The organism is Pseudomonas sp. (genome assembly GCF_030690725.1).
In the GTDB taxonomy this organism is placed as follows: domain Bacteria; phylum Pseudomonadota; class Gammaproteobacteria; order Pseudomonadales; family Pseudomonadaceae; genus Aquipseudomonas.
In genome coordinates, this window is record NZ_JAUYGD010000032.1 from 1 (window position 1) to 20,159 (window position 20,159).

Annotated in this window: 20 protein-coding genes; 6 read left to right on the forward strand and 14 right to left on the reverse strand. The window is 62.6% G+C overall.

The genetic code is table 11. The features are described 5' to 3' along the window. Window positions 1–212: 212 nt before the first annotated feature. Window positions 213–584: a PilZ domain-containing protein gene (locus Q8O69_RS05755; RefSeq protein ID WP_090376549.1), complete on the forward strand. Its 372-nt coding sequence runs from the start codon at window positions 213–215 to the stop codon at window positions 582–584. Between the two features lie 38 nt (window positions 585–622). Here Q8O69_RS05755 and radA read toward each other — a convergent pair whose 3' ends face one another. The 3 genes from radA to Q8O69_RS05770 all read right to left on the reverse strand — a co-directional run bounded on the left by radA (window position 623) and on the right by Q8O69_RS05770 (window position 2,661). Next, the gene (gene radA, locus Q8O69_RS05760) at window positions 623–1,987 is read right to left on the reverse strand and encodes a DNA repair protein RadA (protein WP_305590314.1); all 1,365 of its coding nucleotides are present in this window, start codon (window positions 1,985–1,987) and stop codon (window positions 623–625) included. Window positions 1,988–2,055: 68 nt separating this feature from the next. Further along, complete coding sequence (locus tag Q8O69_RS05765; protein WP_305590316.1) at window positions 2,056–2,334, reverse strand: YdcH family protein; 279 nt, start codon at window positions 2,332–2,334, stop codon at window positions 2,056–2,058. Window positions 2,335–2,418: 84 nt separating this feature from the next. Next, window positions 2,419–2,661 carry a YdcH family protein gene (locus Q8O69_RS05770; RefSeq protein WP_275960640.1) on the reverse strand — a complete coding sequence of 81 codons (243 nt, stop codon included), beginning with the start codon at window positions 2,659–2,661 and terminating at the stop codon, window positions 2,419–2,421. 199 nt (window positions 2,662–2,860) lie between these two features. Here Q8O69_RS05770 and Q8O69_RS05775 point away from each other — a divergent pair, with 199 nt between their 5' ends. Further along, complete coding sequence (locus Q8O69_RS05775; protein WP_305590319.1) at window positions 2,861–3,544, forward strand: EAL domain-containing protein; 684 nt, start codon at window positions 2,861–2,863, stop codon at window positions 3,542–3,544. Between the two features lie 67 nt (window positions 3,545–3,611). Further along, the gene (gene mscL, locus Q8O69_RS05780) at window positions 3,612–4,025 is read left to right on the forward strand and encodes a large-conductance mechanosensitive channel protein MscL (protein WP_305590321.1); all 414 of its coding nucleotides are present in this window, start codon (window positions 3,612–3,614) and stop codon (window positions 4,023–4,025) included. Between the two features lie 59 nt (window positions 4,026–4,084). Here the strand turns inward: mscL and Q8O69_RS05785 are convergent, their stop codons facing one another. Together Q8O69_RS05785 and Q8O69_RS05790 are read right to left on the reverse strand one after the other, a co-directional pair. Further along, window positions 4,085–4,858, reverse strand: coding sequence for a ferredoxin--NADP reductase (locus Q8O69_RS05785; RefSeq protein ID WP_305590323.1), 774 nt, complete (start codon window positions 4,856–4,858; stop codon window positions 4,085–4,087). Window positions 4,859–4,967: 109 nt separating this feature from the next. Then, complete coding sequence (locus Q8O69_RS05790) at window positions 4,968–5,963, reverse strand: TRAP transporter substrate-binding protein (protein ID WP_305590325.1); 996 nt, start codon at window positions 5,961–5,963, stop codon at window positions 4,968–4,970. Window positions 5,964–6,355: 392 nt separating this feature from the next. Between Q8O69_RS05790 and Q8O69_RS05795 the strand changes: the two genes are divergently transcribed. Further along, window positions 6,356–7,480: a class I SAM-dependent methyltransferase gene (locus Q8O69_RS05795; RefSeq protein WP_305590327.1), complete on the forward strand. Its 1,125-nt coding sequence runs from the start codon at window positions 6,356–6,358 to the stop codon at window positions 7,478–7,480. Between the two features lie 9 nt (window positions 7,481–7,489). Here the strand turns inward: Q8O69_RS05795 and Q8O69_RS05800 are convergent, their stop codons facing one another. The 8 genes from Q8O69_RS05800 to Q8O69_RS05835 form a co-directional block, all read right to left on the reverse strand. Beyond that, window positions 7,490–7,633 (reverse strand): DUF2474 domain-containing protein, encoded by a 144-nt coding sequence (locus Q8O69_RS05800; protein WP_108486883.1) that lies wholly within the window; start codon window positions 7,631–7,633, stop codon window positions 7,490–7,492. 151 nt (window positions 7,634–7,784) lie between these two features. Continuing rightward, entirely contained in the window at window positions 7,785–8,792 is a 1,008-nt protein-coding gene (gene cydB, locus Q8O69_RS05805; RefSeq protein WP_305590339.1) for a cytochrome d ubiquinol oxidase subunit II, read from the reverse strand. A gap of 2 nt (window positions 8,793–8,794) precedes the next feature. Further along, the gene (locus Q8O69_RS05810; protein WP_305590341.1) at window positions 8,795–10,234 is read right to left on the reverse strand and encodes a cytochrome ubiquinol oxidase subunit I; all 1,440 of its coding nucleotides are present in this window, start codon (window positions 10,232–10,234) and stop codon (window positions 8,795–8,797) included. Between the two features lie 237 nt (window positions 10,235–10,471). Next, the gene (locus tag Q8O69_RS05815; RefSeq protein ID WP_305590343.1) at window positions 10,472–11,038 is read right to left on the reverse strand and encodes a nucleotidyltransferase family protein; all 567 of its coding nucleotides are present in this window, start codon (window positions 11,036–11,038) and stop codon (window positions 10,472–10,474) included. 1 nt (window position 11,039) lies between these two features. Then, window positions 11,040–12,011 carry an XdhC family protein gene (locus Q8O69_RS05820; RefSeq protein ID WP_305590346.1) on the reverse strand — a complete coding sequence of 324 codons (972 nt, stop codon included), beginning with the start codon at window positions 12,009–12,011 and terminating at the stop codon, window positions 11,040–11,042. A 16-nt stretch (window positions 12,012–12,027) separates the two neighbouring features. Continuing rightward, window positions 12,028–13,236: a cytochrome c gene (locus Q8O69_RS05825; protein WP_305590348.1), complete on the reverse strand. Its 1,209-nt coding sequence runs from the start codon at window positions 13,234–13,236 to the stop codon at window positions 12,028–12,030. 2 nt (window positions 13,237–13,238) lie between these two features. Next, complete coding sequence (locus tag Q8O69_RS05830) at window positions 13,239–13,778, reverse strand: (2Fe-2S)-binding protein (RefSeq protein WP_275960626.1); 540 nt, start codon at window positions 13,776–13,778, stop codon at window positions 13,239–13,241. Continuing rightward, complete coding sequence (locus Q8O69_RS05835; protein WP_305590350.1) at window positions 13,771–16,599, reverse strand: xanthine dehydrogenase family protein molybdopterin-binding subunit; 2,829 nt, start codon at window positions 16,597–16,599, stop codon at window positions 13,771–13,773. The genes Q8O69_RS05830 and Q8O69_RS05835 overlap by 8 nt, the downstream gene beginning before the upstream one ends. A gap of 272 nt (window positions 16,600–16,871) precedes the next feature. Between Q8O69_RS05835 and Q8O69_RS05840 the strand changes: the two genes are divergently transcribed. Beyond that, on the forward strand, window positions 16,872–18,098 hold the full coding sequence (locus tag Q8O69_RS05840) for an MFS transporter (protein ID WP_305590352.1): 1,227 nt from the start codon (window positions 16,872–16,874) through the stop codon (window positions 18,096–18,098). Here Q8O69_RS05840 and Q8O69_RS05845 read toward each other — a convergent pair. Further along, window positions 18,095–18,649: a DJ-1 family glyoxalase III gene (locus Q8O69_RS05845; protein ID WP_257776980.1), complete on the reverse strand. Its 555-nt coding sequence runs from the start codon at window positions 18,647–18,649 to the stop codon at window positions 18,095–18,097. The two genes, Q8O69_RS05840 and Q8O69_RS05845, sit on opposite strands and share 4 nt — an antisense overlap. Before the next feature lie 185 nt (window positions 18,650–18,834). Here Q8O69_RS05845 and Q8O69_RS05850 point away from each other — a divergent pair, with 185 nt between their 5' ends. After that, entirely contained in the window at window positions 18,835–20,127 is a 1,293-nt protein-coding gene (locus tag Q8O69_RS05850; RefSeq protein WP_305590356.1) for an NCS2 family permease, read from the forward strand. Window positions 20,128–20,159 lie beyond the last annotated feature (32 nt).

Genomic DNA, 20,159 nt, shown 5'->3' on the forward strand with positions numbered 1-20,159 from the left:
CTACGGCCTGAACCACTGCCAAAGACTTAGAGCGAGGAAGATTTCAAAGCCCGCCGCTCTATAGGGCGTACAGCGGCCCCACTTAACTGAACAGCATTGCGCCTCTTGGCGGGCTTTTTTATATCTGCCGCGCCGCCCTCAGCACAGATAAAACCAAGCCATCGTCAGCAGCCTTGGCTATAGTGGATAAAACCTCGCAGGAGTTTCTTTGCATGAGCGAAACAGCCAATGAGCGTCGGCGCTTTCACCGCATCGCTTTCGACGCCCCCACCGAGATCGTGCAAGGGGAACGGCGCTGGGCGGTCGAATTGCATGACGTATCGCTGAAAGGCCTGCTGATCAAGCGCCCCAATGGCTGGAATGGCGACCCTAATCAGCCATTCGAAGCCAATATCCAACTGGCCGACGACACCCGCGTACTGATGGAAGTGGTGCTGACCCGCACCCAGTCCGATCTGCTCGGTTTTGTCTGCCGGCATATCGACCTCGACTCGATCAGCCACCTGCGTCGCCTGGTGGAACTCAACCTCGGCGATGACAGCCTGCTGGAACGCGAACTCGCCGCTCTCGGCGAAGACGAGTAAAGAAAAAGGAGGCCTCCTTTTTCATGCCCACTGTTCAGCTACTCGAACAGCGCATCCAGCGCTTGCTCCAGCCGCGTCACGGCAATCACCTGCAACCCTGGCGGCGGATCTTTCGGCGCATTGCCCTTGGGCACGATGGCGCGTTTGAAGCCATGCTTGGCCGCCTCTTTCAGACGTTCCTGACCGCTCGGCACCGGGCGGATTTCGCCGGACAGCCCCACCTCACCAAACACCAGCAGATCATGCGGCAACGGCTTGTTGCGCAAGCTGGAAATCACTGCAGCCATCAGCGCCAGGTCCGATGCGGTCTCCAACACCTTGACCCCGCCGACCACATTGAGAAATACGTCCTGATCATAGGTCGGGATGCCGCCATGCCGATGCAGCACGGCCAGGAGCATGGCCAGACGGTTCTGATCCAGGCCCAGGGTGACGCGGCGCGGGTTGGCCATATGGCTGGTGTCGACCAGTGCCTGCACCTCCACCAGCATCGGCCGGGTGCCTTCCCAGGTGGCCATCACCACACTGCCAGGGACTTCTTCCTGAGCACGGGTGAGGAAGATCGCCGAAGGATTGGTGACCTCTTTCAGGCCCTTGTCGGTCATACCGAATACGCCCAGTTCGTTGATCGCGCCGAAGCGGTTCTTCACCGCGCGCAGCAAACGCAGACGGCCGTCGGATTCACCCTCGAAATACAGCACGGTGTCGACCATGTGTTCAAGCACACGCGGCCCGGCCAGCGAGCCCTCCTTGGTCACGTGACCAACCAGAAAGATCGCTGTGCCGCTCTGCTTGGCAAAGCGCACCAGCAGCGCCGCACTCTCGCGCACCTGAGACACGCCACCGGGCGCCGAGGAAAGTTGTTCGGTAAAGATGGTCTGGATCGAGTCGATCACCATCACCTTGGGCTTTTCTACCCGCGCGGTGGCGATGATGCTTTCGATGCAGGTTTCGGTCATCACCTTGAGCTTGTCTTCCGGCAAGCCCAGGCGGCGGGCGCGCATGGCCACCTGCTGCTGGGATTCCTCACCGGTGACATACAACGCGGGAAAGCGCGTGGCGATATTGCACAGGGTCTGCAGCAGGATGGTCGACTTGCCGATACCGGGGTCGCCGCCGATCAGCACCACCGAACCATCCACCAGGCCGCCGCCGAGTACGCGATCCAGCTCGCCGGAGGCGGTGGAGAAACGCGGCACTTCCTCGACGCTGACCTCGGCCAGGGTCTTGATCTGCACCTGATCACCCGCCCAACCGGAACGCCCGCTGGGGGTGGCCGCATTGGCTTCGAGCAGGGTTTCGACCAGGGTATTCCAGGCCCCGCACTCACCGCACTGGCCGGCCCATTTCGGGAAGGTGGCGCCGCACTCGGTGCAGCCATACATGCGCTTGGCCTTGGCCATGCCGGACTCCTATAGACGCTGAGCCCGGATCATACGAAATAGCTGGATATATTTACAGTCCCGCGCAGCTATCCCTTGCAACCGTTACCACAGCCACAACATTGCCCGGCAGCGCGTTTCAGCCGGCGCGCGAGATCATCCTTGAGGCCGACGCGTTCCTGCTTAAGCGCATACAGCGCATCATCAGCCAGCAGCTCGCTGCCCGCTTCGATCCGGCAGATGCGCTTATCCAGGGTTTCGTAGGTATCGGCCAGGCGGGCGAAGTCGGCGTCGCCCTGGCGCAGCTCATGCAGCGCGCCGCGCAGTTCGGGGAAGTCCTTGATCAGCGGATGGTGTTCAACATGCATGCGGGCATTCCTCTGGGATAGTCATTGCCTGCAGACTATCTCCTGAGCCGGGGCCGGCACTTGACCCGGATCAAACCCTTGACGCTATGACGCACCACTGAGAAAACCGGCCAGCTCGTCCTTGAGGCTGACGCGTTGCATCTTCAAGCCCAGCAGCAACATCTCATCCATGGCCACTCGGCCGCTTTCCGCCTCATAGATACGCTTATCAAGCTCTTCATATTCCTCGGCCAAGCGGGCGAAATGCCCATCACTGGACAACAAGGCGTGCAGCTGCGTCTTGAACTCGGGAAACTCGCGGTGCAGCGGATGATGTTCCAGTGGCATAACGGCATCCTCATGGCGGGCCTTCCTTGAGCCTAGCCCAGTCGCGCCGGCTCTGCCGAAACGCCTTGCAACACGGGCCTCAGGCGAGGTCTGCTATCTTTGCCCAAGCTTCAAAAGCCATTAGCGAGAACTGGTTATGAGTACAACATCAGGATGTTCGGCTTGCCGTGACGGCCAAGGGCTGGGATTTCCCATCAGCATGGCCTTTCAGCCCATTATCAACCTGACTACAGGCAGCATATTCGCCCACGAGGCCCTGGTGCGCGGTATAGCCGGTGAATCCGCCGGCAGCCTGCTGAGCCAGCTCAACGCGGACAATCTCTACCCGTTCGACCAGGCCTGCCGGATTACCGCGCTGGAATGGGCGGCCAAGCTGCAAGTGCCAGCCATGGTCTCGATCAACTTTATGCCCAACGCGGTGTACAAACCCGAGACCTGCATCCGCGCCACGCTGGAGGCAGCCAAGCGCTTCAATTTCCCGCTGCAGCGGATCATCTTCGAGGTCACCGAACAGGAGCAGGTGCTGGATGTCGACCACCTCACCGGCATCCTGCGCGCATACCGCAAACAGGGTTTTATGACGGCGATTGATGACTTCGGCGCCGGCTATGCCGGGCTCAATCTGCTGGCCGACTTTCAGCCCGACCTGATCAAGCTGGACATGCAGCTGATCCGCAATATCGAGCAGGACAGCGTGCGGCAGATTCTGGTCGAAGCCGCCCTGCAGATGTGTCGCAAACTGAATATCCGGGTGATCGCCGAAGGCATCGAAAGCCTCGGTGAACTGCATGCATTACGCGATATGGGCGTGGAGCTGTTTCAGGGTTACCTGCTGGCCAAACCAGGTTTCGAGTCGCTGCCCGAGGTCCACTACCCGGCCTGAGAAGTAGCTGGCAAGCGGCGCGCGCTGGATTACACTCAGCGCAACCTCACCTACCAGGGAACGCAGCATGAGCATACTCAGTGAATTCAAAGCCTTTGCCGTCAAAGGCAATGTGGTCGATATGGCCGTGGGCATCATCATCGGCGCGGCGTTCGGCAAGATCGTCTCGTCCTTTGTCGGTGACGTGGTGATGCCACCGCTGGGCGTGCTGATTGGCGGCGTGGATTTCTCCGACCTGGCGATTGTGCTGAAAGCTGCTGAAGGCGATGCCGCTGCGGTCACCCTGGCCTACGGCAAATTTATCCAGACCGTACTGGACTTCCTGATCGTCGCCTTCGCCATCTTTATGGGCATCAAGGTGCTCAACAGGCTCAAGCGCGAAGAAGCCGCTGCCCCCGAGGCGCCAGCCGCGCCGACCAAGGATCAGGAACTGCTCAGCGAAATCCGCGACCTGCTCAAGGCGCAACAAGCCAAGGAGTAGCGCCCGGCACTAACGCACAAAGGCACCCTCGGGTGCCTTTTGTTTGCCGGCGCTAAACCCTACCAATAGTTCTCCACCGCCACCTGCCCCGGCCGCCGGGTCAGGCTGAGCTGCAGGTCGCGCTGTTTCAGCAGCGCGCGGGTGTCGTCGATCATCTGCGGGTTGCCGCAGATCATCAACCGCGAATGCGCGGGTTCCAGGCTCAACCCCGCCACCTGCTCCAGTTCACCACTGCCCAGCAAGCTGGTAATGCGCCCATGCAGGCAACCGGGCACCTGCTCGCGGGTGACCAGGGGCAGATAGACGAAACGCGCGGCGTATTCCTGCAGATGCTCCTGCTGCATCAGGCCGTGAATCAGCGGTTGATAGGCCAACTCGCTGGCCGTGCGCGCGCTGTACACCAGCACCACGCGGGCAAAGCGCTGCCACACCTCCAGGCCCTGCAGAATCGACAGAAACGGCGCGAGCCCCGTGCCACTGGCCAGCAGCCAGAGGTCGCGGCCATCGGCGAAACGATCCAGGGTAAGAAAACCCAACGCCTGTTTCTCTACCAACAGGCTGTCGCCGACCTGCAGCCGGCTCAGTTCGGAGGTGAACTCGCCGTCTGGTACGACGATGGAGAAGAATTCGAGAAACTCATCATGGGGTGCCGAGGCCATCGAATAGGCGCGCCAGACCACCGAACCGTCGGCCTTGGCTACGCCGAGACGGGCGAACTGCCCGGCACGAAAACGAAAACCGGCATCACGCGTACAGCGCAGGCTGAACAGGCTGGGCGACCAGACCTGGATATCGGTCAGGGTTTGCTGGGTGAACTTGTCGTCGCTGGTCATGCGAACACCGGGCTTATGCGGATTGCATAAACCCAGTGTGGCGCAACGCCGGGCTGACAAACACCGGCAAAACCTGGGGGCTCTTGGCCTTTACCCTTAGAAGCGGTTCTTAGCGGCGATTGACTGCCTGCGCGGCACGTAACACATCGGCGCCGATTTCAGCCTCGAAGGTCTTCCACATCGGGCTCAGTGCAGTGCGCCAGGCGGCACGCTCGTCGTCAGTCAAGGTGACCACTTTGGCATTGCCGGCGGCAATGATGCGCTCGCGATCATTGTTGTTCAGCGCCTCGGCGTCCTTGTTCACCGAGAAGGAAACCTCTTCGATGATCGCTTCCAGTTCGGTGCGGGTCTTGTAAGGGATGCTGGTCCAGAACTCCTTGCTGCTGATCAGCATATAGCTCAGCGAACCGTGATTGAGCTCGCTGATAAACGGCTGCACGGTGTCGACTTTCTGGCTGGCAATGTTCGACCACGGCCCTTCGGTGCCCTGAATGGTGCCAGCCTGCAGCGCCTTGAATGCCTCGGCGAACGGCATCTTCACGGTCTTGGCGCCAAGTTGAGCAAACTGCGCTTCCAGCACCGACGAAGGCTGAATGCGGAAGGCCAGTTCCTTGGCATCCTCGGGCTTGCGCAGCTCACGGTTGGACGTCAGCTGCTTCATGCCGTTATTCCAGTAGGCCAGGCCGTAGATGCCGTGGCTGGACATCGAGTGCAGCAGCTCGCGGCTCTTGTCGCGCTTCTGGAAACGCTTGACCGCCTCCAGGTCGTCGAACAGGAACGGCAGGTCAAACACCTGCAATTGCTTGGTGTAGGCCTCGAACTTGGACAGCGAAGGCGCCAGCATCTGCACCTTGCCCTCGCGCAGCGCGTTGATCTCCTCACCATCACCGAACAGCGTCGAGTTCGGGTAGACCTCAACCGTAATCTGGCCGGCCAGGCGCTCTTCCACCAGCTTTTTGAACAGCAGTGCACCCTTGCCCTTGGGGGTGTCCTCGGCCACGACGTGGGAGAACTTGATAACGATGGGCGCCTTGCCTTCTGCCTGGGCCGGGCTTGCCGCGACCAGCAACGCAGTGAAGGTTAAAGACAACAGGGACTTGAACATGAACATACCTTTTTGCAAATAGAACGCCGTGAAGCCTGCATAAGCAGGCCTCATTGAGTAGGGGTGTGGGCTATGGATGATTCGGCGGACGCGGCAGAGCAGCGGCGCAGTCCTGATCATCAGGCGCTACCAGATCGCAGCCGGGCGTGACGCTCGGGGCCTGGTTATTATTTGAATGCTGACCTTGCTGACTCATGCCTGCTGACTGACGGGTATCGGACACGACTGAGCAGATCTGCAAGGGGGCGGCATTCTTCGGCAAAGCCGCGCGCGACACAACCGTGATTTGCTGAACCAGCTCTCAGTTCAGAGACTTTTCCGCCACTTGCACCGACAATAGCGACCAACTGCACTTTTTATCGCGCCCTTGCGGCCTGCTACCCGAGTAATCCATGCCCCTGCTCAGCACCCCGTTTGCCCAGCTTGACCTGCTTCGCCAACCCGACCAGCCCAACGAGCCGCTGCAGGCTTTCGATGCCGCCGACGAATACCTGCTCAACCACCTGCACGAGCAAGGGCTGACGAACGACGCGCGGGTACTGGTGCTGAATGACAGCTTCGGCGCCCTGGCCATCAGCCTGGCGGGCCTGGCGCAGGTCACCAGCAGCGGCGACTCGCACCTCGGCCACCTGGGTTTGCAGGTCAACCTGCTGCGCAATCAGTTGCCGGCGGATGCCGTGAAATTTGTCCCGGCCAGCGCGGCCGCCCAAGGACCATTCGACGTGGTGCTGATCCGCGTACCGAAAACCCTGGCACTGCTGGAAGAGCAACTGATCCGCCTGCACGGCCAGCTCGCCCCTGGCGCGCAGGTGATTGCCGCAGCGATGATCAAGCACCTGCCGCGCGCCGCCGGTGATCTGCTCGAGCAATATATCGGCCCGGTGCAAGCCTCGCTGGCGGTAAAAAAAGCCCGCTTGCTGTTTGCCACACCCGAGACCAAAACCGCGCCTGTATCGCCCTACCCGACGCGCTACAACCTGGAAAAACCGGCTATCGCGCTGCTTAACCATGCCAATGTGTTCTGCCGTGAAGACCTGGATATCGGCACCCGCGCCTTCCTCCCGCACCTGCCCAAACACCTTAGCCGCGTGCGTGTAGCGGACCTCGGTTGCGGTAACGGTGTACTCGGCATTGCTTATGCTCTGGACAGCCCGCAGGCCGAGCTGACGCTGGTGGATGAGTCCTATATGGCGGTGCAATCCGCCGAGGAAAACTGGCGTGCGGCGCTGAGCGAACGCCCGGTCGAAATCCGCGCAGGCGATGGCCTGGCCGAACAGGCGGAGGATTCGTTGGATCTGGTGCTGTGCAACCCGCCCTTTCACCAGCAGCAGGTGGTCGGCGATTTTCTCGCCTGGCGCATGTTCCAACAGGCCCGCGCGGCGCTGGTGACCGGCGGCGAACTGTGGATAGTCGGCAACCGCCACCTGGGCTACCACGCCAAGCTGAAAAGGCTGTTCCGTGGCGTCGAGCAGGTGGCGGCGACGCCGAAGTTTGTGGTGCTTAAAGCGATCAAATAAGCACCGCCGTTACGGCGTGCCCATCCCCGCCGCCTGCATAAACAGCCGCAGCAGATAGGACACCGCCCCCAGGGCCAGCACGCTGCCAGCCCAGATCAGCACCAGCCAGCCGAGGCGTTGCCACAGCGGCTTTTTCTCATCTACATCATTCATCTTGCGCCCTCAAAACGGACCTGAGGTCTCGCGAGCTAGAGTCCTGCAAGGCAAAAACAGGCGAGGAAGCGGAGTGTACTTTTGTACATGAGCATTCCGAGCCTGTTTTTAACGCCGCAGGGCCGACGCGCAGCAGACCGGAATCCGAGCCTCAGTGATAGCCATCTTCTTCCGTAACCTTGCCGCGGAACACGTAATAGCTCCAGGCGGTGTACATCAGGATGAATGGGATGATGAACAGCGCGCCGACCAGGATAAAGCCCTGGCTCTGCGGCGGTGCCGCAGCCTCCCAGATGCTGATCGACGGCGGGATAATATTTGGCCACAGGCTGATGCCGAGGCCGCTGTAGCCGAGGAAGATCAGCGTCAGGGTCAGCAGGAACGGTGAGTAGTTGGCGTTGCGCGCCACCGCGCGCAGCAGCGCCCAGGTGCATAGCAGTACCAGCAGCGGCACCGGCATAAACCAGAAGATATTCGGCATGCTGAACCAGCGTTCGGCAATTTCCGTATGAGCCAATGGCGTCCACAGGCTGACGATACCGGTGACGCCGAGCAGGACGAACACCAGCGGCCGCGCCATATCGTGCATCTGCAACTGCAGGCGGCCTTCGGTCTTCATGATCAGCCAAGTGCAGCCGAGCAAGGCGTAAGCGGCAATCAGCGCCAGGCCGCAGAACAGCGAGAACGGCGTCAGCCAGTCCAGCGCGCCGCCGACATACACCCGGTCGACCACCTCGAAGCCATCGATATAAGCGCCCAGCGCCACGCCCTGGAAGAAGGTCGCGGTCAGCGAGCCACCGATAAACGCCTTGTCCCAGATATGCCGTTTGGCGGCCTTGGCCTTAAAGCGGAACTCGAAGGCCACGCCGCGAAAAATCAACCCCAGCAGCATAAAGATCAGCGGCAGGTACAGCGCGCTGAGCACCACTGCGTAGGCCAACGGAAAGGCGCCGAACAGCGCCGCGCCACCGAGTACCAGCCAGGTTTCGTTACCGTCCCAGACCGGTGCCACGGTATTCATCATCACATCGCGCTCGCCTTCGCTTTTGACGAAGGGAAAGAGGATGCCGATGCCCAGGTCGAAGCCATCCATGACCACGTACATCATCACCCCGAAGGCGATGATCACGGCCCAGATCAGCGAAAGATCAACGCCCATATTCAATTCCTCTCAGCCAGCGAGTCAGTTTCGCCCTCTTCCAGGCCCTCTTCGGGCGCGGACAGCGGACGGGACGGCGTGCGTTTCTGGCCAGGGCCGCCCTCGGCGGGTTCCTTGCCTTCATCGGTGATCGGGCCTTTGCGCACCAGGCGCATCATGTAGCTGATCCCCGCGCCGAACAGAGCGAAATACACCACCACGAACAGGATCAGGGTCAGGCTCATCTGCGCAAAACTGTGCCCGGAGGAGGCATCGGCGGTGCGCATCAGGCCGTGGATAATCCAGGGCTGACGACCGATTTCCGTGGTGTACCAGCCGGCGAGGATGGCGATGATCCCCGACGGGCCCATCCACACGGCCAGATGGAGGAACGGCCGACTTTGAAACAGCTTGCCGCGGCTGCGTAGCCACAGGCCCCATAGACCAGTGAGGATCATCAGCATGCCCAGGCCGACCATGATCCGGAAGGTCCAGAACACGATGGTTGAGTTGGGCCGGTCTTCCTTGGCGAACTCTTTGAGCGCCGGCACCTGCTTGTCCAGGCTGTGGGTCAGGATCAGGCTGCCGAGGGCGGGAATTTCGATCTTGAAGCGGGTTTCCTCGCGCTCCATATCCGGCCAGCCGAACAGGATCAGCGGGGTCGGCTCATCGCCGTGGTTTTCCCAGTGGCCCTCGATGGCGGCGATCTTCGCTGGCTGATACTTGAGGGTATTCAGACCATGGAAGTCGCCAATTACCGCCTGGATCGGCGCCACGAGCAACGCCATCCACATGGCCATCGACAGCATCTTGCGGATTGCCGGGTTATCGCGGCCGCGCAGCAGGTGCCAGGCCGCCGACGCACCGACGAAGAAGGCGGTGGCGAGGAACGCCGCCGTGGCCATATGCGCCAGGCGGTAAGGGAACGACGGGTTGAACACCACGGCGAACCAGTCCACCGGGATCACCCGGCCGTCGATGATCTCGAAGCCCTGCGGGGTGTGCATCCAGCTGTTGGAAGCAAGAATCCAGAAAGTCGAAATCAGCGTGCCGACCGCAACCATCACCGTGGAGAAGAAGTGCAGGCCCGGGCCGACGCGGTTCCAGCCAAACAGCATGACGCCAAGAAAGCCCGCTTCGAGAAAGAACGCAGTCAGTACTTCATAGGTCAGCAGCGGCCCGGTGACCGCACCGGCAAAGTCGGAGAAGGCGCTCCAGTTGGTGCCGAACTGGTAAGCCATGACCAGACCGGAAACCACGCCCATGCCGAAGTTGACCGCAAATATCTTCGCCCAGAAGTGGTACAGGTCGCGGTAAACCTCCTCCCCGGTCTTCAGCCACAGCCCTTCGAGCACCGCCAGGTAACTGGCCAGGCCGATGGTGATGGCCGGAAAAATGATGTGAAAGGAGATGGTGAAAGCGAACTGGATTCGAGCGAGGTCGAGAGCCTCCAATCCAAACATGGCGTTTCCTCAGTCAGGTGATACGGGGCACGGCCACGGGCGCGCATGCCAGTCACGGGTATTCAGTCGGGGGATTATTGTTCTGGGTGAGGCAACTAGCGAGCAGGGCAAAAGCCCTCACAACCGCACGCCGAAGGTGTTGACGCGGGTCAATGCATGTACAGAGAGTAGCGTTTGCCGGGGCAAGTTCAGCTGTGGTCGATTGTCGCGCGACCGGCTGTCACAAGGGCTTGCGCCTTATAACAGCGCTTCTGGTCGATCAACATCGCGCAGCACGCCAGGATCATCTACAACGATGCCGTGGCAAGCGGCTGGGTTGGTTTGCAACAGCGCGCGCGCACCTTCATCACCGAGCAGGTCCTGCAATTGCGGCCAGAATTCACGGCCGAACAGTACCGGGTGGCCGCGTTGGCCGTCGTGCAGCGGGTAGACGATGCGCTCGGCAGCCGCCTGGCTGGCGAGCTGGCGCAGGCTGCCTGCGGCGACCCAGGGCATATCGCCGAGCAACACGGCGATAGCCTCGGCATCCTGCCCGGCCAGGGCGCGCATGCCGGCAGTCAGGCTGTGGCCCATGCCCTGGTCGGCATCGCTGCAGCGGATAATCCGGCAGGCGTCCGCCAAGCCCAGTGCCTGCGTATCATCGTCCACGCGCAGCACCACATGCACCTGCGCGAACACCTGCAACGCTTGCTCGACACTGGCGGCCAACAGACTGCGCCCGTCCGACAAACGGGCCAGACGCTTGTCGCTGCCAAAACGCTTGCCGCGACCGGCAGCGAGCATCAAGGCGAGCACCCTGGGCATACTAGAGCGCATCCCGCGCCAGGCCGTTGCGCACCCGCAGGATGTCGGCGAGTACCGCTAGAGCGATTTCCGCCGGGGTCTTGCTGCCCAGGTTCAGGCCAATCGGCGCGATAATCCGCGCCAGCTGGGCATCATCCAGGCCGCCTACCCGGCGCAGGCGTTCGAAGCGTTTGCTGCTGGTGACCATGGAGCCCATCACGCCGATATAGAACGCTGGAGTGCGCACCGCTTCGATCATTGCCAGATCGTCGATACGCGGGTCATGGGTCAGCGCCACCACGGCGGTGTCGGCATGGCAGCCGCCGAGACGGATCACCTCGGACGGCAGCTCGCGGCGGATTTCCACTCCTGGCAAGTCGACGCCCTGCAGCACTTCATCACGCGGATCACAGAGCACTACCTCGAAGCCCAACCCCTGAGCGAACTGCGCACACACCTGCGCCACCGAGGAGTAGCCCGCCAGCAACAAGCGCTGGGCCGCACCGACGCGCAAACGCAGCAGATTCGGCTGACGTTCAACTCTTGGCCCCTGCGTGTTATCGGCCAGCAAGCGGCGCTCGCCGCTAGGTAATGCCACTTCGCGGATCAGCCGGCGCTGGCCCGCCAAGGCGCTTTCCAACTCACGCAGATGCGCCTGCACCGCGCAGTCGGCTGGCAGGTTTTCCACCAGCACTTCCAGCACGCCACCGCAGGGCAGGCTGATCTGCGAACGCGGGTCGCTGCCATCGCCGTAGCGCACCAGTTGCACAGGTTCAGGAAAGGCGCCGGCGGCCAGGCGTTCAAGAAACTCATCCTCAACGCAACCACCGGACAACGAGCCGATCCACTCGCCGCTTGTAGTGGCGGCCAGCAGCGAACCCGGCGCGCGCGGCGCCGAGCCGTAGGTGCTCAGCACCGTACACAGCCACACGCGCTGCCCCGCCGCCGACCATTGCAGCGCCTGGCGCACTACCAGCAGATCAAGGTGCTGCATCAGGCTTCACCCGGCCTCAATGGCCCTTCTCGCTGCGCAACTGGCTGACCTGCTGCGGGCTCAGCTCAGCGTTCTGGCCGCCCCAGGTCTGCCGCAGGTAATGCAGCAGGTCGCGCATCTGCCCGTCATCCAGCTTGTCACTGAAGCCCGGCATTGGCTGCATGCGCTCGAAACCGGTGAACTGCTGCTCCTTGATGCCGTCATCGATCACCCGCAACAGGTTGCGCGCCTCGTTCAGGCGCAGGGTGGTGTTGCCATCCATGGCTACGGCCACATGCGGCACACCCTCGCCCGCCACGCCATGGCAACCGGCACAGAGGTTGAGGTAGTGCTGGCGGCCCTGCTGGGCGCTGTCATCGAGCTGCTCGAAGGCCACCGCGCTGACCTTGCGCGGCGCCGGCGGCTGATCGCCAAGCAGATAGGTGGCCATGGCCTTGTGGTCATCCAGCGGCAGGTACTGGGTGCTGTGGTGCAGCACCGGGTACATCTCGTTGAACATCGAGCCCTGGGCGCTGATGCCGTGTTTGAGGAAGGTCGCCAGGTCGTCGGTGCTCCAGCCGCGCTCGGCCAGGTCCTCGGCGAGCAGGCTGGGGGCCTCGTAACCGAGCAGTACACCGCCCTGCAGACGCTGATCCTGCTGCAACGCGCCGAGGGCATTGCGCGGCGTGTGGCACTCGCCGCAGTGGCCCAGCGCCTCGACCAAGTACTGGCCGCGCTGCCAGGTCTCGCTTTTGCCTTCGGCCGGCAGCAGTTGCACGCGGTTCTTGTAGAGCATGTTCCAGAAGCTCAGGCCGAAACGCACATTGAACGGGAAGCTCAGGCTGGTTTGCGGGCTGGGTTTGGCAATCGGCTCCAGGCTCATCAGGTAGGCGTAGATGGCGTCGGAGTCTTCGCGTTTGAGCAGGTGATAGGAGGTGTAGGGCATCGCCGGATAGAGCTTGCTGCCGTCACGCCGCTCACCTTCGGCCACCGCGCGGTAGAAGTCATCGGCGCTGTACTCGCCGATGCCGTACTGCTTATCCGGGGTGATGTTGGTGCCATAGATGGTGCCGAACGGCGACTCCAGCGGCAGGCCGCCGGCGTACTCGGCACCACCTTCGACGCTGTGGCAGGCCACGCAGTCGGCGGCGCGGGCCAGGTACTTGCCGCGCTCAAGCAGTTGCTTATCGGCGGCCTGGGCAGCCAACGGCAGCAACAGGGCGGCAGCAATCAGAATGTTCTTCATGCTTAACCTTCCTTGACCAGGCCGAGGGACTCCACCACATCGCGCGCGGCGTTGTAGTAGCGCACGTAGCCGGTGCAGCGACAGATATGCTTGCCCAGGGCGTCTTCGATCTCGCCTTCCAGTTCGCTGCGCTTGACCGGCTGACGCTGGAGTTTTTCCACCAGCACGGTCGCGGCGTTGACATAGCCAGGGGTGCAGTAGCTGCACTGGAAGGCAAACTGATCGACGAACTTCTGCTGGATCGGGTTGAGCTGGCTGACCTCGCCCTGGGCATCACGTTTGGCGTGGCCCTCGATGGTGCGGATGCGCTTGCCGTCGAAGAAATGTGCGCCGGTGATGCAGGTGCGGATTTCTTCGCTGGTGCCGTCGGGCTTGTCGAGGATCGCCACACAGGCGTGGCACACACCCTGACCGCAGCCCAGGCGCGAGCCGGTGAGGTTCAGGTATTCATGGAGAAAGTCGATCATCATCAGGTCGTCGGCCACTTCCATCGGGCCGACTGCCTGGCTGTTGATAATCATGCTGAGCAGGCGCTTAGCCATGGAGGGCCTCCTTGATGCGGGCCGGAGTCAGGGGAAGGTCGCGCAGGCGCTTGCCGGTGGCGTGAGCCACCGCGTTGACGATGGCGCCGACCACCGGAATCATCACCACTTCGGCGATGCCCTTGGCCGGGTCACTGGGCGACAGCGGCGGCAGAATCTCCGCGCTTTGCGACCACACCGCGCAGTCCTTGGCGCGCGGTAGCTGGTAGCGGTTGAAGTTCCACGTGCCGTCGCCGGGGCCGCCTTCGTACAGCGGCATTTCTTCCAGCAGCGCGTGGCCAATGCCCATGGCGATGCCGCCTTCAAGCTGACCTAGCACAAGTTCTTCGACGATCACCCGGCCGCACTCGAGCCAGGAGTGATGGTTGATCACCCGCGCCTCGCCGTTGCCCTTGTTGACCTTGACCTCGACCAGCGTGGCCACCGGGCTGTAGTAGGTGACCATGGCGTTGTTCAGCTGGGTCACCGGGTACTTGATGCTGACGCGGTCAAGCAGGTGGAAGCCGTTGCGAGTCATCTGCGCTTTCTGCGCGGCGGTTGCACCGTCACCGTATTTCACCGCCAGGGCATCCAGCGGCACGCGCTCGCGCTGGCCGTTGATCTCGAACTCGCCCTCAGCCCAGCTCCAGCGGTTGAAGCCGTGCACGCTGATGCCGGTGACCAAACCTAGTTCGTGGGCCTTGTGCGCCAGCAGCTTGAACGGAATCGGCGGCATGCCGTCAGCGGTCAGTTTGCCCTCGACCCAATGCGCATTCTCGCGGCGTACCACATAAGGGTTGGCCAGCCCGCCGTGTTCGCCACGGCCCCATATGGCCAGAGCCGCCGGCCACAGGCCGTGAATAAACAGCAGCCGCGCCGCCTCGCGGGTGGAGTGCCCAGTGTAGTAGGACGAGTTGGTTGCCGAGGAAGGCGAGGCCAACTTGCCGACCCAGCGCGGGTTGCGCAGCGCGGCGTCCTGCTCGGTCTGGCTGATGATGTAGGGGTTGCCACTGGTGGTCAGGGCCAGTTCGCTCCACTCGGTTTCGCCGGTCTTGATTTCATCGGCGGGCTGACCGAGGTAGTCGGCGACCAGCAGGGCCTGCGAAGTGGCCATGCCGGTACCCATGTCGATGGCGATCTGGCGCAGGCTGACGCGGCCGTCGGCGCTGAACTCCAGGCTGGCCATCGGCGCTTCGGAGCCGGTGCCGAAGTCCTTCTGGCAGATGGCGAAACCGACGCCATAGAGGTTGTCCGGGTCTTCGGCATCAAAGCGCTGCTTACGCGCAACGCGGTTCTTCCAGATGTCGTGCTGCGCCGCCTTGTCGAGAATTTCGTCGAGGCGCAGCGCACCTGCCGGGATCGCGCCCTGGGTGTTCTTCATGCCGGACTGAAACACGTTTTTCTTGCGCAACTCGATGGCATCGAGGTTCAGCCGCCCGGCCACTTCGTCCACCATCATCTCGGTGGCGGCCATGGTCTGCAGGGTGCCGTAACCGCGCATCGAACCGGCTTCCACACCGCGCGAATAGTAGGCGGTAGCGGCCAGATCGCTGCGCGGCAGGTAATAGATCGATTGCGCTGCGGTGGCGCCGACTGCGGCCACCGAGGAGCTGTAATTGGCGCGACCACCGCCGTCGACATCCATGTGTGCACGGAATATCTGGAAGCTGTGGTCCTGCTTGTTCACCGCCAACTGGTAGTGCATGTCGAAGGGGTGACGCTTAATGCCGCTCTGGAACTGCTCGTAGCGGTCATTGGCCAGACGCACCGGCACCCCGTCGCCGTAGATCGCGGCCAGGGCAGCGTAGAAGACGTGGATGTTGTTGTCCTTGGAGCCATAACCGACGGTGTAGCCGGGGTGCATGCTGAGTTTCTTCACGCCAAAGCGCGACGGCGCGAGCATATGCGCGGTCTGCTCGGCCACCTCAAACGGGCACTGGGTGGCGACCACAAAATGCAGGGTGCCGCTGGCCACGTCGAACCAGCCGTTGCCGTTGTCGGCTTCCAGCGCGGCCGGCTCGATGGACTGGGTGGTGAAACGCTCATCGAACACCAGCCAGTCGCTCGGCGGGGTCTGCAGCTGGTTGAGCATCTGTTCGGCGTGATGCAGGCCCTGCTGAGTCAGGTCGCCACTGACCTTGCCTTCGCCCCAGGCCGGTTTACGGTTGTGGATCAGCGGGAACAGCATGCTGTCCTTGAGGCTGGAGAAGGTGTCGGGCTCGAACGGCGTGCTACCGCCGACGCGCACGAAACGGAAACTGCCGTAAGGGTCGCTCTGGAACGCCGGCGCTTGCTCGCCGTAGCGGATCACCTTGTCGTTGAACTTGAGGATGTTCTTGGCCTGACGATAGCGCTCGAAGTCATGCCAGATCAGCAGCGCCACCGGGTGGCCGATAAACATCGGCACCTGGCCTTCGGGCAGCAGCGGATCAAGGTTGTGGCCGTCCGGGAAGCTGATGCCGTCCTTGACCAGATCACTGGCGGTCACTACACGTTGCGGCTGCAACTCGGTCGGCAGCACCGACAGATCGAAGCCCTGGTACAGCTGCTCGGTGCGCGTGGCCTTGAGCAACAGCGCATGGCCTTGCTGCTGCGGCCAGCCGGGCATGTCCTTGGCGCGAATGTCGCGGGCAAACACCTTGGCCCCGCAGGCCTTGGACACCCCATCAATACGCGCCACCGCCTTGCCGCTGGCGTCATACCAGGGCTGCGGCATGCGCGTGACGCGCTCTTCGAACAATGCGGCAAACGCCTTGCTGCCCAACGGGGCGAAGCTGATGCCGATACCGGCGATGACGCTGCCTTGCAGAAAGGCGCGGCGGGATAACTCAGGAGTGGACATGTCCGTTCCTCGGGGCCAGAGCAGCCTGGCCATTTGCGTGAACAAAAGAGAGACAGGCGCACCGCTTACAAGCACGGAGCAGAATCAGCGTAGACGACAGATTTATTGACCTGAAAGTCAAATTCTACCCAAGTCATTGCCACAACAGAATAAAAACCTGCCTTTAAAGTCAGATAAGTTTGCCGCCGCGCCTCTAAAGCGGGCTTCAGCATGCCACTCACCCGGCCGCATGCTAGGCTGCGCCTCCCGCCAGCCGTGCGAGTTGTTCGGCCATGTCTCAGCTTTTACGTCACCAGCGTCCATTTCTGGCCTTCTGGTTCGCCCGGGTATTTACCGCCAGCGGCTTCCAGATGATTACCGTGGCGATTGGCTGGCAGATGTATGCGCTGACCGGCAACGTGCTCGACCTTGGCCTGGTCGGGCTGATCGAGTTTCTGCCGAAGATCCTGTTTATCCTGCTCACCGGACATGTCGCCGACCGCTTTGACCGGCGCAAAGTGGCCGCGCTCTGCCAGGGCGCGCAGGGGCTGATTGCTCTATGCCTGCTGCTGGGTAGCAGCGCTGGCGGTATCAGCCGCGAGATGATCTTCCTGATTGCCTTTCTGCTCGGCACCGCCCGCGCCTTCGAGATGCCCACCACCCAGGCGCTGCTACCGAATATCGTGCCGCCAGGACTGTTTCCCGCTGCCGTAGCCGCGTCAGCCTCGGCCATGCAAGCCGCTACCATCGTCGCACCGGCGCTGGGCGGCGTGCTCTATGCGTTCGGCACGCAGTGGGTCTATGGCCCGGCCGTGCTGCTGTATGGCTGCGCCCTGAGCCTGATGCTCAGCCTGCCGGCGCGCCAGTTGCCGCTGAAGCAGAAGGTCTCGCTGGACTCGCTGCTGGCCGGCTTTCGCTTTATCCGCAGCCGCCCTGCCGTGTTCGGCGCGGTGTCGATGGACATGCTGGCGGTGTTGCTCAGCGGCGCCACCGCGCTGCTGCCGGTGTTTGCCAAGGACATTCTGCTCACCGGCCCCTGGGGCCTCGGCCTGCTGCGCTCAGCACCGGCGGTGGGCGCGCTGTTGATGTCGTTGTGGCTGGCGCGCTTTCCCATTGAGCGCCGGGTCGGCCCGGTGATGTTTAGCTCGGTGGCGATCTTCGGCGTGGCGACCATCGGCTTCGGCCTGTCCACCTCGCTGTGGTTCAGCCTGGCGGCGCTGGTGCTGCTGGGCGCGGCGGACATGATCAGCATGGTGATTCGCGGTGCCTTCGTGCAGCTGCAAACCCCGGACGAGATGCGCGGCCGCGTCGGCGCGGTCAACGGTCTGTTTATCGGCGCATCCAATCAGCTGGGGGATTTCCGCGCAGGGGTCAGCGCCGCCTGGTTCGGTACGGTGCCGGCAGTACTGATCGGCGGCGTGGGGGCGATTCTGGTCACCGGGCTCTGGATACGCCTGTTCCCCGAACTGGCCAAGCGTGACCATATGCACCCGCAAGGCCCTGAGCGAAGCAACAACTAGCTGACCAACATGGCCTCGGCGACCTGCTTGCGCACGGCTTTGCCACACAGCTGCTCGACCAGGGTCAGGGCAAACGCCAGGGCGGTGCCAGGGCCCTGGCTGGTGATGCAGTTGCCATCGACCACCACCGGCTGATCGACAAACACGCAACCGCTCAGACGATCACTGAAGGCCGGGTAGCAGGTCATGCGCCGCTGCTTGAGCACGCCGTATTGCTGCAGGGCCAGCGCGGGCGCTGCGCAAATGGCGGCAAACAGCTTGCCGGCCTTGGCCTGCTCGCGCACCCGTTCGGCCAGCGGCTCGTGCTCGGCCAGGTGCTGGGCACCGGGCATGCCGCCGGGCAGCACGATCAGGTCAAAGGGCTGGGCCAGCACGTCTACCAGCATGGTGTCGGCCGTCAGGCGCGTGCCACGGGCGCAGGTGATCATCCGCCGGCTTTCGATACTGGCCACCACCACCTCAACCTCGGCACGCCGCAGTACATCAATCAGGGTCACGCATTCGAGGTCTTCAACACCATCGGCAACGCTGATAAGGGCCCGTGCAGTCATCGTTTCGCTCCTTGTTCTGGTCGTGCATAAACTGTCCAAGCGGTCATAAATTCACCCGTTCCGGACGAGCTGATATGATGCGCGCCTTTTTCCAGATCGCCAGTAAAAACATGCACCCACGCGTGGATGTGCTTTGCTTTCGGTTTGCATAAACACGGCAAAAAAGCCGTTACGGGGAGTTCCGCATGCTGGAAAGACTGTTCCAACTCAAAGCCCATAACACCACGGTGCGCACCGAAATGCTCGCCGGGCTGACCACCTTTCTGACCATGGCCTATATCCTCTTCGTCAACCCGGAGATGCTGGCCAAGACCGGCATGGACCATGGCGCGGTCTTCGTCGCCACCTGCCTGGCCGCCGCCATCGGCTCGCTGATCATGGGCCTGTGGGCCAACTACCCGATTGCCCTGGCGCCAGGCATGGGCCTCAACGCCTTCTTCACCTACACCGTGGTGATGACCATGGGCCACACCTGGCAAGTGGCGCTGGGTGCGGTGTTCCTCTCCGGGGTGATCTTCTTTCTGCTGTCGATCTTCAAGATCCGCGAGTGGATCATTAACAGCATCCCCCTGGCCCTGCGCGCCGGCATCGCTGCAGGTATCGGCCTGTTCCTGGCGATTATCGCGCTGAAAAACGCCGGCATCGTGGTCGACCATCCCGCCACCCTGGTGACTCTCGGCGACATGACCCAAGGCGGCGCCCTGCTGGCCTGCCTGGGCTTCTTCGTGATCGCCGCGCTGGCGCAGCGCCGGGTGACCGGCGCGGTGATGATCGGCATCCTGCTGATCACCGCCCTGTCCATTCTGTTCGGCCTGTCCAAGCTGGATGGCGTGGTATCCATGCCGCCTTCGGTGATGCCAACCCTGATGCAACTGGACATCATGGGCGCGCTGGATATCGGCCTGGTCAGCGTGATTTTCGCCTTCCTCTTCGTTGACCTGTTCGACACCTCCGGCACCCTGGTCGGTGTGGCGCAGAAAGCCAACCTGCTGGACAAGGACGGCAAGATGCCCAAGCTCGGCCGCGCCCTGCTGGCAGACAGCACCGCGACCATGGCTGGCGCGGCGCTGGGCACCTCGACCACCACCAGCTATATCGAATCCGCCGCTGGCATCAGCGCCGGCGGGCGCACCGGCCTGACCGCCTGCGTGGTGGCCATCCTGTTCCTCCTGGCGCTGTTCTTCGCCCCACTGGCCGGCGCCGTACCGGCCTACGCCACCGCACCGGCGCTGCTGTTTGTCGCCGTGCTGATGATGAGCAGCCTGGCGCAAATCGACTGGGACGACCTCACCGTCGCAGCCCCGGTGGTAGTCGCCGCCCTGGCCATGCCGCTGACCTTCTCGATTGCCAATGGCATCGCCTTCGGCTTTATCGCCTGGACCCTGATCAAGCTGCTGGCCGGCCGCTGGCGCGAACTCAACCCGGCGCTGGTGGTGCTCTCGGTGCTGTTTGCGATCAAACTGGCGTACTTCGCCTGATGACCTAGCGGGTGAGCCATCGCTCACCCGCC